Origin of the sequence: Thalassospira sp. ER-Se-21-Dark, assembly GCF_017922435.1 — a bacterium.
In the GTDB taxonomy this organism is placed as follows: Bacteria; Pseudomonadota; Alphaproteobacteria; order Rhodospirillales; family Thalassospiraceae; genus Thalassospira.
In genome coordinates, this window is the sequence record NZ_VDEZ01000002.1 from 402,242 (window position 1) to 415,043 (window position 12,802).

At 54.1% G+C, this 12,802-nt stretch carries 12 protein-coding genes and 3 tRNA genes; 10 read left to right on the top strand and 5 right to left on the bottom strand.

Translation table 11 applies throughout. The annotated features are described in order from the left end of the window. Positions 1 to 146 precede the first annotated feature (146 nt). The 3 genes from FHI25_RS09495 to FHI25_RS09505 all read left to right on the top strand — a co-directional run bounded on the left by FHI25_RS09495 (position 147) and on the right by FHI25_RS09505 (position 455). Positions 147 to 222: transfer RNA gene (locus FHI25_RS09495), tRNA-Glu, on the top strand. A gap of 37 nt (positions 223 to 259) precedes the next feature. Further along, positions 260 to 335: transfer RNA gene (locus FHI25_RS09500), tRNA-Glu, on the top strand. Between the two features lie 44 nt (positions 336 to 379). Next, a tRNA-Glu gene (locus tag FHI25_RS09505) sits at positions 380 to 455 on the top strand. A 78-nt stretch (positions 456 to 533) separates the two neighbouring features. Here the strand turns inward: FHI25_RS09505 and FHI25_RS09510 are convergent. Together FHI25_RS09510 and FHI25_RS09515 are read right to left on the bottom strand one after the other, a co-directional pair. Further along, positions 534 to 1,904, bottom strand: a complete 1,371-nt coding sequence (locus tag FHI25_RS09510) for a DNA polymerase IV (protein ID WP_210517127.1) — start codon at positions 1,902 to 1,904, stop codon at positions 534 to 536. A 111-nt stretch (positions 1,905 to 2,015) separates the two neighbouring features. Beyond that, positions 2,016 to 3,314 carry an EAL domain-containing protein gene (locus FHI25_RS09515; protein ID WP_008890917.1) on the bottom strand — a complete coding sequence of 433 codons (1,299 nt, stop codon included), beginning with the start codon at positions 3,312 to 3,314 and terminating at the stop codon, positions 2,016 to 2,018. Between the two features lie 332 nt (positions 3,315 to 3,646). On the opposite strand from FHI25_RS09515, the gene FHI25_RS09520 reads away from it, so the two are divergent. The 3 genes from FHI25_RS09520 (at position 3,647) to FHI25_RS09530 (ending at position 6,839) form a co-directional block, all read left to right on the top strand. Continuing rightward, entirely contained in the window at positions 3,647 to 5,056 is a 1,410-nt protein-coding gene (locus FHI25_RS09520) for an SPOR domain-containing protein (RefSeq protein ID WP_210517129.1), read from the top strand. Positions 5,057 to 5,178: 122 nt separating this feature from the next. Beyond that, entirely contained in the window at positions 5,179 to 5,904 is a 726-nt protein-coding gene (locus FHI25_RS09525) for an SAM-dependent chlorinase/fluorinase (protein ID WP_210517131.1), read from the top strand. Between the two features lie 110 nt (positions 5,905 to 6,014). Then, a complete protein-coding gene (locus FHI25_RS09530; RefSeq protein ID WP_210517133.1) occupies positions 6,015 to 6,839 on the top strand; it encodes an MBL fold metallo-hydrolase in 825 nt (274 codons plus the stop codon). Positions 6,840 to 6,870: 31 nt separating this feature from the next. Here the strand turns inward: FHI25_RS09530 and FHI25_RS09535 are convergent, their stop codons facing one another. From FHI25_RS09535 to FHI25_RS09545, 3 genes are all read right to left on the bottom strand, one after another. Continuing rightward, positions 6,871 to 7,563 carry a flagellar motor protein MotB gene (locus tag FHI25_RS09535; protein ID WP_210517135.1) on the bottom strand — a complete coding sequence of 231 codons (693 nt, stop codon included), beginning with the start codon at positions 7,561 to 7,563 and terminating at the stop codon, positions 6,871 to 6,873. Positions 7,564 to 7,574: 11 nt separating this feature from the next. Further along, complete coding sequence (locus FHI25_RS09540; RefSeq protein ID WP_210517137.1) at positions 7,575 to 8,369, bottom strand: MotA/TolQ/ExbB proton channel family protein; 795 nt, start codon at positions 8,367 to 8,369, stop codon at positions 7,575 to 7,577. A 296-nt stretch (positions 8,370 to 8,665) separates the two neighbouring features. Next, the gene (locus FHI25_RS09545) at positions 8,666 to 10,378 is read right to left on the bottom strand and encodes a HAMP domain-containing methyl-accepting chemotaxis protein (RefSeq protein WP_082923532.1); all 1,713 of its coding nucleotides are present in this window, start codon (positions 10,376 to 10,378) and stop codon (positions 8,666 to 8,668) included. Positions 10,379 to 10,626: 248 nt separating this feature from the next. Here FHI25_RS09545 and FHI25_RS09550 point away from each other — a divergent pair, with 248 nt between their 5' ends. The 4 genes from FHI25_RS09550 to FHI25_RS09565 all read left to right on the top strand — a co-directional run bounded on the left by FHI25_RS09550 (position 10,627) and on the right by FHI25_RS09565 (position 12,705). Beyond that, entirely contained in the window at positions 10,627 to 10,893 is a 267-nt protein-coding gene (locus FHI25_RS09550; protein WP_210517139.1) for a hypothetical protein, read from the top strand. A 315-nt stretch (positions 10,894 to 11,208) separates the two neighbouring features. Beyond that, complete coding sequence (locus FHI25_RS09555) at positions 11,209 to 11,442, top strand: hypothetical protein (protein WP_008890909.1); 234 nt, start codon at positions 11,209 to 11,211, stop codon at positions 11,440 to 11,442. Between the two features lie 161 nt (positions 11,443 to 11,603). Beyond that, a complete protein-coding gene (locus FHI25_RS09560) occupies positions 11,604 to 12,131 on the top strand; it encodes an adenine phosphoribosyltransferase (protein ID WP_008890908.1) in 528 nt (175 codons plus the stop codon). A 127-nt stretch (positions 12,132 to 12,258) separates the two neighbouring features. Next, the gene (locus FHI25_RS09565) at positions 12,259 to 12,705 is read left to right on the top strand and encodes a hypothetical protein (protein WP_008890907.1); all 447 of its coding nucleotides are present in this window, start codon (positions 12,259 to 12,261) and stop codon (positions 12,703 to 12,705) included. The last annotated feature ends 97 nt before the right edge of the window (positions 12,706 to 12,802 follow it).

A 12,802-nucleotide genomic window follows, 5' to 3' on the forward strand; every position in this document is an offset into this window, starting at 1 on the left:
GTTAAACAGTGTGCCAAGGTTTTTCAGTATTTGGTCGGGAATGGCATCATTTACGCCAAGGGATTAAAAAAAACGTCACAGGGGCGAAAAAGCCGCTTGACCTGACCCCACCCAATCGCTAAAAACCGGCCTCGTTAACGCGCTGCGTCCCCTTCGTCTAGAGGCCTAGGACACCGCCCTTTCACGGCGGCAACAGGGGTTCGAATCCCCTAGGGGACGCCACTCGTTAACATAGACTGACTTCGATTGGTGCGTATGTGTCCCCTTCGTCTAGAGGCCTAGGACACCGCCCTTTCACGGCGGCAACAGGGGTTCGAATCCCCTAGGGGACGCCACCAACCGAAAGTCACGACATTCGCACATAAATGCTTGTGCCTGTGTCCCCTTCGTCTAGAGGCCTAGGACACCGCCCTTTCACGGCGGCAACAGGGGTTCGAATCCCCTAGGGGACGCCATCTTTTCCAAATATAAATCAATATGTTGCCGCGCAAATGTCGCGTCGCGCATCAATTGTCTTTTGCGCGATTTCGTTTCTAGAAACGGAATTTGTGCTGGCGTGGTGCCATCTTTTTGTGTTGCCGATAACGCCGTGTCAGGCTTTCGCGCAATTGTTCGGCAGTCGGTCGGGGCAGGTCGATGACCGTGCGCGGGGTTTCTGGTGTGATTGCGTCTGATTGCGCGGCATCTTCGGTGATGGCGGCGAGATCCCCGGCAAAAAGATCCACCGGGTCCGCCAAATCGGCGGCGTAAAGATCGGCAACCCCGACGCCAAGCAACCGATAGCGCGTGCCATCGATTTCCTTTTTAAGCAGTGTCAGCGCAGCATCCAGAATGACGTCTTCACGCAATGTCGGGTACGTCAGGCGCATATTGCGCGTGCGGAGCATGAAATCTGATGATTTAAGCTTCAGGATCACGGTGTGACCTGCAATTTCCTTGCGCGCCAGATCGCTGGCAACCCGCGATGTCAGGCGGGTGGCGATCTCGGAAAGCTCGGACAGGCTTGCGATATCTTCGTTGAAGGTGGTTTCCGAAGACAGGCTTTTGCGTTCCGTGCTTTGCTCTACACGCCGGTTGTCTTCACCGCGCGAGAAGTAAAAGAACCGCTTGCCGATGCTGCCATATCGGCCCTGCAGGGTGTGGATGTCCATTTCCTGCAGCTGCCCGATGGTTGTAACGCCATCTGCATGCAGTTTGCGCTCCATCGCGGGGCCAACCCCCCACATCATGCGCACTGGCTTGTCGGCCAGGAAATCAAGCGCCTCACGCCGTCCGATCATGGAAAAGCCAAACGGCTTGTTGAGGTCGGATGAGATTTTGGCAAGAAACTTGTTATAGGAAAGCCCGATCGAGACCGTGATGCCGACTTCGCGTTTGATGGTCGCCTGAAGGTCGATCAGACATTCTGCCGCCGACTTGCCTTGGGTTTCCATGGCGTTGGTAAGGTCCATAAAGGCTTCGTCAATCGACAGCGGTTCGATATTGGGGGTGAGTGCGCGCATCATGTCGCGAATGCGATAGCCTTCGCGCTGATACTTTTTCATATCAGACTTCAAAAACACGGCATCAGGGCAGAGTTCCCGTGCCTTGAAGGCTGGCATGGCGGACCGGACACCATATTTGCGCGCAACATAACAGCATGTCGCAACAACACCACGATGACCGCCGCCAATGATGACGGGCTGATCGATTAGTTCCGGGCGGTCACGCTTTTCAATCGAGGCATAAAAGGCATCGCAATCAAGATGACCAATCGCAAGCTCCGGCAGTTCCGGGTGGGCGATGGCGCGCTTGCAGGAACAGACCGGGCAGGGCACATAAGACCCGCTACCGCTTTTGGGGAGCGGTCGGTCAAGATGCAGTCGCCATTTGTGATGGCAATCCGGGCAAAGCGCGTACAACATGCTTATGTGTACTGCTTTTGTTCCCGTTTTGCCAAGGGGTGAAATGAAGGTGGTTGCTGGTAAGCCAAGGCTCCTGACCGGATTGTCAGGAGGATGTCTGGCTGCGGTCGGTTATCGCGTCGGCTTGTCGTCGGTTGGCCTTGTCGGCGCAGGTCTGACGGGCTTTTTGGCGTCCCGCTTGGCGCGGCGTTGCCGGGCGATCATGTTGTCGATATAGCGGCCCTGGAACAGGGTGATGCCAAGCGACTGGCCGAACTTGATCGCGGTGGGTGAATCACAACGGCACAGGATCACACGTTCCCGGCCAGAGTTCTTCACCAGACTGTCCATTTCCGAGTATTTTTTGCGGATGACATTATCGGTCATCTCTTCGCGCCAGGCGACCTTGATGAAGTCGGCCTTAAGGCGTTTGCGATCAACAAAGGACAGGGCTTCGACTGTCAGGTTGTCGATCAGAATGCGATAACCGCGTTCATGGAAATCGTCACGCACACTGAGATAGGTTTCAAGGTTTGAAAACAGATCAACCTGATTAAGCTCAATGATCACGTTGCCTTGCCAGTTGCGGCGTACGGTTTCGTCAAACTTGTCAAAATCCTTCGACGTCAGGGTGCCAAGATTGAGGTTGATCGAAAACGAACTTGCATGCGTCTTGAACGTTCGCTTGCACAGGTAGTTCAGCATGCGTTTGTCGAGTGTCTCGGTCATGTGCTGGAACAGCCAGCGGTTTGACGCCAGATCAATATTGGGCATCAGCGCGTTGCGCAGATCGGTGATCGAGACAAAGAACTCGTCAAATACTGGATGCAGTTCCTTGGAACTGCCATGGGCAAAGACACAGACCGGTTGCTGGCGAATATGTTCAGACAGATCGGCTGTGTGAATGGTTTCTTCAAGTTCGCCGAGGTTTTCGGCCGTGATGGGGTTGAGGACGTTGTTGTCCTTTTCACGCTGGATGGCGCTACGCATGTTCAAGCTTTTCTGAAGCTTTTTCGCGCGCTCATCAAGGTGTTGACACAGCAACAGAAATTCCTGGAACTCGGTATTAAGGTTGTACCATGTGCAAAAACCGGTTTCTTCGCTGTCGTCCTGTGACAACGGATCATCGCGGAACAGATAGCGCAGCGTATCTACAGCCGGTTCGACATCGGCAATCGACTTGTCTTTCCAGACAAAGATCAGATCATTGTTGGTCAGAACAAAGATACGACCGACATAGAGTTTGACATAGCTTTCAAAGGTATTGGTCGCAACGCGGATATGATAATCGCGGCGATGGAACGGTTTTAGGCGCGACAGGTGAATATGTACAGCCCGGTGCCCGTATTTACGGGTCTCCAGCCGTTGCACATAATCCAGCAACAGGTATTCCTGAAGGGCCTGTTGGCCATATTGCTGCGGTTCAATCACGCCGAAACCCCTGAAAGAGAAAACGTTTTTTGAGTGGTTATTTGCCGGTTGAATACACCGAAGACCGAAGTCTGATCAAATCATAATGTTCTGAAGGTCTGGTTAATGGTTGAGACACTCACTTTAGCACTATTCTATGTATAGAAACTATACGTATGGCAGGACAAGTGTCGCATCAAAAACAGTGATTAATTTGCTTTAACGAATTGTTGGCAAGCAGGGTGCAAAATCAAGGCTGTATGGGGGAAGTCCATGCGCGGTTTTGCTGGAACATGAACTGGCACTACAGCATGATTTCCGAAACGGGTTTTATGGAATAGGGGATTGGCGCCATGCAGGTATCCGCAAAGCGGACCGGGAACTGGCTGAAAATCGGCAAGGGTATTGCTGTGATCGGTATGGTTTCATGGGTGTCGGCCTGTGCGCCGCTGCTGGATCAGGATTTCTGGGACGAGGCAACGTCCTTTGCCGATGACAATTACACGGCCCTTGGCCTGCAGCAGTTGGCCAGCGGTGATTATGCATCTGCTGAAAAGTATTTTGACGAGGCACTGCGCAAAAATCCCCAGGACGGCCATGCAATGTTGTGGCGGTCCGTTCTTTATCAAAATACCAACCGCCCGGATCGGGCGCGGGATGGTTATGAAACACTGATCGCGATGAACCCGCCCGGTACGGTTCTGATGTCTTCGGCAACGGGGACACAGCCGCGACCGTTGCGGGATGCGGCTGAATTCAACCTGTCGCGGCTTCAGCGCGGCCTGCCGGGGTCGCTGAGCATCAATGATCAAATCATTAGCGGGCCGTCGGGCCTTGGCAATGGTGCCGCGGCTGTTGCCGCCGGTCGTGCCACAAACGCGCCAATGACCGGCAACCCGGTTTCGTCCATGACCAGCGCGTCAACCAGGCCGATGGATGTTCCGGCTGGTGCAGCCCTGTCGGCAGGGGACGAGGCAATCGCCGAACGGTTTGCGATCTTGCGCAACCTGCAGTCCACCGGACTTGTCACGCCCGAGGAATATTCCGCCCGCCGTTCCGCAAACCTTGGTGCCTTGCTGCCGATGAGCCAACCGGCACCGTCGGCATTTTTGAATAACCCGCCGCCAGAAGGCGAGCAGGTCGAACAACGTCTTAATCAACTGAACCGTGCGCTTCAGATCGGGGCAATTACCGTGCAGGAACATGTTGCAGAACGCACTGCCATTCTCGATGCGTTATTGCCAGCCCAGCCGCGCCAACGCGCAACCCCGCCGCCAGCCCCGCAAGGTCTGATGGATGCCGCACGTCAGATTGCACGCATCGAAGACCTGCAACAGATGAAGCTGGTCACACCTGATGAGTTCAAGCGCGAACGTGACGCGATTGAGGCCGCCATTGTCGAACCGGCACAGGGCACGGCAATGACCCTTAATGCCGGTGAACCGGTCCGCCGTGTCGCCACGGGTGAAAGCCGCCCGGTTCAGGCGGCTGAGGAAATGGCAAGCGCGCCTGCAGCAATGGCAAGTGGCGCCAAATCCGTTCATCTTGCATCCTATCGTAATGAGGCACAGGCAGAACGCGGCTGGCAGATCCTGAGCAGCCGCTATGGCCAGCTTGCCCCGCTTCAACATGGTGTGACGCGCGCCAGCATTCCGGGCAAAGGCACCTATTACCGCCTGATGGCAACGGGGCTAAGCGATAGTGCGGCAAGCACTCTGTGTGCGGAGCTGAAACGACGCGGCCAGTTCTGCGAGGTCAAGTAGCACTTCTGGTCCATGGACCTTATCTTAAAAGAATTGCGACAACGCCGGTGGGATCAAAATGTTGCCACCGGCGTTGTTGTCTTCAAGCTAACCTTATTCAACCGATATCCCGGTAGCATGCCATGATCTTTGTCTTTAGCGATTTTGGTGTAAACGGCCCCTATAGTGGCACCATTCGGTCGGTCGTGATGCGCCATGCGCCGGATGTGCCGATCTGCGATCTGATGTGTGATGCGCCGGACCGGAACCCAAAGGCGGCAAGTTACCTTCTGGCGGCCTTAACCCGCGAATTTCAGGCGGGCGATGTGGTGTTGGCGGTTGTTGATCCCGGCGTGGGCAGTGCGCGTCGGGGGCTTGTCGTTACGGCCGATGGCGTTTCATATGTCGGGCCGGATAATGGTTTGTTTGAAATGATTATAAGGCGTGCCGAAAAGGTATCGATCAAGGTCATTGACTGGTTGCCCGATGACGCATCGGCAAGCTTCCATGGCCGGGATATCTTTGCCCCGGTTGCCGCACTGATTGCAACCGATCAGGCTTTTGCATCACATCCGATCGCACTTGATGCGCGGTTTGGTGCAGCACAGGATTGGCCCGATGAATTGGCCGAAGTGATCTATGTCGATCCCTATGGCAACCTGATGACGGGACTTTCTGCGCGTTCACTTGATGAAAAAATCACAATCAATGCGCATATCGTTTCCGGGGCGCGGACATTCTCCGACGTCCCCGAAGGATCGGCTTTCCATTACCGCAATTCGATCAGGCTCTGTGAAGTGGCGGTGAATTGTGGACGCGCCGATAAAATGATGGGCGCTGTGATCGGAAGCACTGTTGGCGTGAATTGAATATGTTACGCGCAATCGATGATTGGTTCGTAAGTATGTGATGTGATCGTTTGAAGGTGTGATAACTGGTGTTTGCGATATGCAATCAATCCTTGAGCAGGGCTTGGTGAATGGCGATTGAGGTTAAATTCTGGGGCGTTCGTGGAAGCATTGCATGTCCGTCACCTGACCATGTTGTTTATGGTGGCAATACCAGTTGCATTGAAATGCGTGTCGGCGACGAGGTCCTGATCTTTGATGCGGGGACCGGGATCCGCAATCTTGGCAAGGATCTGATCCGGCGCAACGTCACCCATGCCCATATCTTCCTGACCCATACGCACTGGGATCATATCAACGGATTTCCGTTCTTTGTGCCGGCCTATAACCCAAATGCTTCCTTCCGGGTCATGGCGGGGCATCTGACCCATCAGGGCGGGGTGGAGCGGGTGTTTTCGGCGCAAATGGCGGACCCGACATTTCCCGTGCCGCTGTCTGCCATGCAATCGAAGCTGACATTTGAGGATTTCAGTGTCGGGGATGAATTGCATCCCGCCGATGGTATCGTGATCAAGACGGCACCCTTGCGTCACCCCAACGGGGCGACGGCGTTTCGTGTAGAGTATGATGGTAATGCGGTGTGTTATGTGACCGATACCGAACATGATCCGGAGACCCCGGACCCGATCATTCTTGATTTCATCGAAGATGCCGATCTGGTGATTTACGATTGCACCTACACCGACGAAGAATTCACGCAGAAAGTCGGGTGGGGGCATTCGACATGGCAGGAAGGCATTCGGCTTTGCCGGGCCGCCAATGCCAAGCAACTGGCACTGTTCCATCACGATCCGGAACACGATGATGCGGCGATGACCATTATCGAGCAAAAGGCACGTGCCACTTGGTCAGGCGCGTTTGCCGCCCGCGATGAAATGGTGTTGCACATCGAATAGCGGTGCCAATTCCCGGACCTGAACTTCGGCCTCAGAACACGCGGGAGTATTTCGGGAAGACACGGATTTCAATCCTGCGGTTGGCTTCGCGGTTTTCAGGGATCGGTTCGCCGAAATCATTGCGGTTTGGCAATTTCGGTCTGGTATCGCCATAAGAAATCGCACGCATGCGTTTGCTGTCGGGATCAACGCCAAGGGCGGCAAAGAAGCGGACAACCGCGATGGCACGACCCGCCGCCAGATCCCAGTTTGTCGGGAAACGCGGTGAGTTGATCGGGCTGTCGTCGGTATGACCGGAAACTTCGACCTGAAAACCGAGATAGCGCGGTTCTTTCAGAAGATCACCGACATCCTTAAGAAACAGGACAGCATCATTGGTCAGGTTGGCTGACCCCGGTTGGAAGAACGACGCGCTGCCCATTTCCATCAGGATGCCTTCGTCATCGGTCGACACATTGACGGCACTGTCCAACGCCATATTGAAAACCACATCGCGCAGATCTGTCTCAAGCACCTGTGTCGGGCGCACGACTTCGCGCTTGCCAATCTGTTCGGCAATGCCGGCCTGGACCTTTTCAAACATCGGGATTTCGACCTTGGAGAAGCTGACCAGCATGACAAAAAACGCCATCAAAAGGGTGATGGCATCGGCATAGGTGGCAAGCCAATCCTCGTTGACCGGTTCTTCTTCCTTGTATTGCAGACGCCTTTTGCCGCGGGCCATGATCGATCCCCTTACTTCGACGACTTGTCGATATTGAAATGAATGGCCGGATCAAGGAAGGAATTCATCCTGTCCTGTATGGCGCGTGGGCCTTTCCGATCAGCCAGCATGATCAGCCCTTCAGCGATCAGGTAATTGCGAAAGCGCATGATTTCCTCGCGCTGCTGGATTTTGCTGGCCGCGGGCAGGAAAAAGAACCGGGCGGCAACAATGCCATACAATGTCGTAATCAGCGCAATCGCAAGACCGGCCCCAAGTGACGTCGGATCATCGGCCATCTTATCAAGCATGATGACAAGCCCGACCAGTGTCCCGATCATGCCAAAGGCCGGGGCGGCGGCCGCCATGCTCTTAAGGATAGCAACCGGCACCAGGTTGCGGCTAAAGGCATTATCAATGGCGTTATGAAGCATCTCGGCGGTTTCCTCGCCATCATAGCCGGTGATGACGACTTCCATCGCCCAGCCCAAAAACGGTTCGTCCTTGCCGACCCGTTCGGCTTCCTGTTCAAGCGCGTTGATGCCCTTTTTCTGCAGCAGATAGCCCCATTTCACCACACGGCCGACTTCGCCGGTCAGTTGTCCTCGGCCCATTTGCGGGGCGCGGAAAATCTTGAAAATCAGTCTTAGTGCCAGCAGTACATAACGCGCCTCATAGGCAATAAATGTCGCGGCCAGCGTCCCGCCAACCACCATCAGTGCACTCGAAAGGCTTAAGAATACCAGATAGTTATCGGTCGAAATAAAGATCGACCCGATAAACAGGCCAAGGCCGACTATAATGCCTAAAATCGTCGTAAACGACATTGTCCCCACAATCCCCCGGGTCGTCGACATGGCGCTCTTTTGTGTCAAAGACACCAGACATTAGAAAAAAGAATATTATTATTTTACGTAAGAATAGGCCTGCATTTCGTTGTTTTGAAGTTAATTTTATTCAATTCAAAGTCGATAATTTCGGCCGGGGGCAAATGCAGGGGGCGTGATCAACGCAACTTCTGGCATAAGTTCGGTCCGTCCGAGGGTTGCCAAAAACAAAACCGGCGGCAAAACAACTGTCTCGCCGCCGGTCAATGGTTCACGATTTCTGCGCAGATTTGCGCTTAGCTGCTGCGGATGTCGGCAAGGAACTGATCGACCTGCGCGCGCAGATCGTTGGACAGCGTCCCAAGTTCTTCGGCAACATCGAGAACCAGATGGGCAGCCTGATCGGTATCGGCGACGGTGTTGCTGACCCGTTCGATATTGCTGCTGACTTCCTGGGTGCCAATGGCGGCCTGTTCGACATTTTGCGCGATTTCGTCGGTGGCATCGGACTGTTCGCCAACCGCGGCCGAGATGGTGTTGACCATTTCAGTAATGCGGCTGATCACATCCGAGATATCCCCGATCGAGCTTACCGTTTTGCCGGTTTCTTCCTGAATGGCCGTGATCTGTTCGGCAATTTCGTTGGTCGCGCGGGCTGTCTGGTTGGCAAGGTTTTTAACCTCTGCCGCGACCACGGCAAAACCTTTGCCGGCTTCGCCCGCGCGGGCGGCTTCGATGGTGGCATTGAGTGCCAGAAGGTTGGTCTGGCCCGCAATGTCACTGATCAGCTCAACAATTTCACCAATGCGGTTGGCAACTTCCGACAGGCCCTGAACGGTTTCGGACGACTGGGCGGCTTCGCGCGATGCCTCGGCGGCAATCTGGGTTGATTGCTGTGCCTGTTCCCCGATCTGGGAAATTGATTCAGACAGATGGTCGGCGGCATCGGCCACAGTACGGACATTGACCGTTGCTTGTTCGGATGCGGCGGCAACCGTGGTAGCACTTTTGCTGGCCCGGTCGGCTGAATCGACAAGGCCGCGTGCCGTGGTCTGCATGCGTTCGGCCGAGGCCGAGACCGCACCGACGATTTGCGCAATCACGCCTTCGAAACTGCCGATATGGCGTTCAAGGCTTTGCATGCGTTCTTCGCGGCGCCGGGATTCTTCTTTCTGTTCGGCTTCCATCTGTTTTTTAGCAATCGCATTGGTGCGGAAGACATCAACCGATTTCGCCATTTCGCCGATTTCATCCTGGCGCGACAGGGCATTGATTTCAAAGTTGGTATTGCCATCAGCCAGCGCGTTCATGTCATTGCCCAGATCAGAAAGCGGACCGGTGACAATGCGTGACAGTAACACCCGCATACCAATGATGGTGGCAATCGCGATTGCAAGGCCGCCCAGAACAATACCGATCAGGATACGGTTGGTTTTTTCCTGTTCGGGTGCGACGGAAAGGCTTGAGGACAGAACGGCGATTACGTCGCCGGTGTCGGCCTCCATCGCGCCATGGCAGCTAAAGCAAACTTCGCGATCCGCACCCTTGGTTTCACCCAGTACAATCGGCATCGAAAGGCGATAGGTGCCATTATCGGTATAACGGCCAATCATCTTGCCGGTTTCGATGGCCTCGATATCGATCTCGTCACGCGGGGTCTTAAGCGGCTTCTCGCCGAATTCTTCCATATAGGCCATGGTGGTTGGTCCCCATGCGGACCAAAGTTCGCCCGGATAGTCACCATTGCGGCTGTCAAACCAGTTGTTGAAAACCTGAATGCCGATATCGTCGACATCATCGGGGCGGGCGGCCATCACGTTGACAATCAGCGCATGCAGCGACGTCAGCTCGTTTTCACTTAGCTGATGAAGCTTTTCATCCATGGCTTTTTCCTCGACCACAGTCATCATCAAAAGCGCAATAATCACAGTGGTAGAGACGCCAAATGCGGACGCCCACATAAAGCGTTTGCGAATGCTCATGGCGTTGAAGGCAGACAGGATGCGCATGGTAACTCCCCGATGGCATAGGCTTCAATAAACCCGGCGAAACAGGATGTTTTTTTGTTCTGTTTTGCGGGCTTGTGAACCATGCATGATCGCGGAAAAAGTGCTTTGATATGCCTCAAGCGGGGCGAATTGAATTGGTATAGTTCGTATCGCCAAACGGGCTGTTTTCAACGTTGCGGGGCTTGCAAGCCCAACGACAAACAGGCATAACCAGCCAAACAAACACATTCGATACACAGGACAATCTGATGACGCTTTCCTATAGCGACACCCGCAAGAAGCTTGATCAGATCACTGCAGAAATGCTGGAACTGATCCGCAAATACGGTCTGGATGCGGCAAGCCCGTTTGACGTGATCGAAGTCGCGCGCGCAAAGATCACCGACCAGAACGATTACATCCGTTTTCTGGAGCTGTCGCTTGAGGGCCGGATATACGGTGAATACGGCGATGCCCTGCAAAAGCAGATTGACGAAGAAGCCAAGCAGGCCGAAGCGGCCAAAAAACTGAACTAGCGTTCTGGGCGCGTCGTTTGCGCATTGATCGAATTTTTTTCGGCCTGTCTTCTGTTTTGAAGACGGGCCGTTTTTATGTGGCTGGTAAGCCGCAAACTGGCAGAAATCTTCTAACCTCAGGAAAGGCTGATTTTAGGGCATCGGAAGAATTGGGCAAACTGTCACAAATTCTTCCTGATCTTGTCACCGTGCTGCAGTTGAGCGGCCATGAAGTTAGGACTATATGGCTTCTGTAAACGCCGCATCACAAAAATAGATGCGACAAAATTCGATGGGCAAAACCGTCGAAAACCAACGAGCAACAGGATGACTGACATGAAAAAGAGTTACGTCCAGACTCTGATGGAAGTCGAAAAAGTATTCGGTCAGATCAATGACCATGATTATCGCCTTTACCGGGCCGTTTGGGGCAATCGTCAGGCGGCGCAAACCGGCTTGCCGCGTGGAACACGCGCAGAAATCAGCAAGAAGCTCGCCAATGACTTTGTTGCGGCGGTACCGTCTGTCGCACATATCAACCCGCGTCTGTCCACACCGCACGCGGCTTGACGCGGTTAAAAGCTCGGCTCCGGCAAGGTACGGGTTATGGGATGTACCTTGCCAATTCACTCTGTTTCAGGCATCAAGTGACGCCGTATGTGATCTGGCCGTGATAGTCATGGCTTTTGATCTGCGACGTCGTATTTCCTGATATCTGGCCGGAGTATCCCATGTCGATCAAGTCGTTGATTCGTACCATTCCCGATTACCCGAAAAAGGGCATCATGTTTCGGGATATCACGACGCTGTTCGAGGACCCCTATGGTCTTAGCGAAGTGATTGACAGCTTCGCCGCCGAATTCCAGGACAAGAAGATCGATATGATCGCCGGGATCGAAGCGCGTGGCTTTGTGATCGGTCCGGCGGTTGCCGTGGCCCTTGGTGTCGGTTTCGTCACCATCCGCAAGCAGGGCAAGCTCCCGGCTGAAACAGTCGGTGTCGAGTACGAACTCGAATATGGCACCGACGTCATCGAAATCCACAAGGACGCCGTCAAACCGGGCAGTCGTGTTCTGATTATGGATGATCTGATTGCCACCGGTGGCACTGCCCTTGCCGCGATTGATCTGGTCGAAAAGATCGGGGCAGAGGTCGCAGGGTGCGCCTTTATCATTGATTTGCCGGATCTTGGCGGGGCGCAGAAAATCCGCGATCGCGGTATCGAAGAATTCCATCTTGTCGAATTCGAAGGCGATTAAGACGCAGGGAAACTAAGGTGAGTGGCGGGAATTGCGAATTTCCTGCCGTATCACTATATATTCATGTATAATGCATGGGTTGAATTAGGTCTTAGCCCATATCGGTCTTTCGCCAAGGCAGAGGAACATGATCGCACCGGTCCAAAACGCACAGACAGTTTCACAGGTTGGCCAGTATGGCCGACTTGCGCCTGCTGGTGCGCGCGGTGTGGCAACGGCCGACCGGGATAATCAGGTTGAGGCATCGTCTCAGAACTACACCTATGACCCGGATGATGACGGTATTCTGTTTAATGCCTATGTCGATGGCAAAAACAAACGTCAATCCGGGCAGGGCAATCCCGGTGAACAGAAAGACCAGCGCACCGAACAGCGCAACCTGTCAGCTGCCCGTCGCGCAAGTGATCGCGAGGGTGCTGTCGATATGCCCAGCGAGATCGATTTTGCCAGCCTGCTTGATCCGTCGATCCCGTTTGACCTGTCGGCCAATAGCGGTACATCGTTTTATGCGGTGGTCAATGCGGTGGCCCACGGTGTGGGCGTGCGCGGCAAGCATCTGGATGCGACCGTTTAGATAGGCCTGTCCATAGGCACTGCAAACCTTTGCTTTTCCCGAAAATTTAAAAACCTGATCGGTGATGCTTGTTGGTATCTGCCATAGGTTTTATGAT

Coding starts and splice junctions, on each gene's coding strand:
- FHI25_RS09530 (WP_210517133.1), top strand. CDS start 6,015: ATGGCGATTGAGGTTAAATTCTGGGGCGTTCGTGGAAGCATTGCATGT.
- FHI25_RS09565 (WP_008890907.1), top strand. CDS start 12,259: ATGATCGCACCGGTCCAAAACGCACAGACAGTTTCACAGGTTGGCCAG.
- FHI25_RS09535 (WP_210517135.1), bottom strand. CDS start 7,563: ATGGCCCGCGGCAAAAGGCGTCTGCAATACAAGGAAGAAGAACCGGTC.
- FHI25_RS09555 (WP_008890909.1), top strand. CDS start 11,209: ATGAAAAAGAGTTACGTCCAGACTCTGATGGAAGTCGAAAAAGTATTC.
- FHI25_RS09540 (WP_210517137.1), bottom strand. CDS start 8,369: ATGTCGTTTACGACGATTTTAGGCATTATAGTCGGCCTTGGCCTGTTT.
- FHI25_RS09560 (WP_008890908.1), top strand. CDS start 11,604: ATGTCGATCAAGTCGTTGATTCGTACCATTCCCGATTACCCGAAAAAG.
- FHI25_RS09525 (WP_210517131.1), top strand. CDS start 5,179: ATGATCTTTGTCTTTAGCGATTTTGGTGTAAACGGCCCCTATAGTGGC.
- FHI25_RS09520 (WP_210517129.1), top strand. CDS start 3,647: ATGCAGGTATCCGCAAAGCGGACCGGGAACTGGCTGAAAATCGGCAAG.
- FHI25_RS09510 (WP_210517127.1), bottom strand. CDS start 1,904: ATGTTGTACGCGCTTTGCCCGGATTGCCATCACAAATGGCGACTGCAT.
- FHI25_RS09550 (WP_210517139.1), top strand. CDS start 10,627: ATGACGCTTTCCTATAGCGACACCCGCAAGAAGCTTGATCAGATCACT.
- FHI25_RS09545 (WP_082923532.1), bottom strand. CDS start 10,378: ATGCGCATCCTGTCTGCCTTCAACGCCATGAGCATTCGCAAACGCTTT.